This window comes from Bradyrhizobium sp. Kon56 (genome assembly GCF_055807635.1).
In genome coordinates this window covers 1-273 of the sequence record NZ_JBVVOU010000320.1, presented here as the reverse complement: position 1 = coordinate 273, position 273 = coordinate 1, and the positions used below count along the sequence as shown (strand labels likewise).

Annotated in this window: 1 protein-coding gene; it reads left to right on the top strand. The window is 52.7% G+C overall.

All coding sequences use genetic code 11. From position 1 onward, the window contains the following. Positions 1 to 38: 38 nt before the first annotated feature. Positions 39 to 273, top strand: a 235-nt coding sequence (locus AC0L3B_RS39140) for a hypothetical protein (protein ID WP_473383090.1), incomplete at its 3' end; no start/stop codon positions are given.

Genomic DNA, 273 nt, shown 5'->3' with positions numbered 1-273 from the left:
GCTTTGTTAAAGGCAAATGCCGTTAACAGGGATACGTCATGAACAGCTTTCTTCATACCTCAAGCCAAAATGAAATTGATCATGCACGGTTCGAAATAATTAGAAGAAGCGAGCAAGGTGCACCGGAGCCGATAGGCTACATCCAGGATATCTACCACCGGCATTACGGCGCGCACATGACGCCCAACCCGGACCTGCTGATAGCGCGACGCAGTCTGACCAGTGGAGAACTCACCGCCTGCGCCGGCATTTCATTCGCTTCGCCCAACCAGC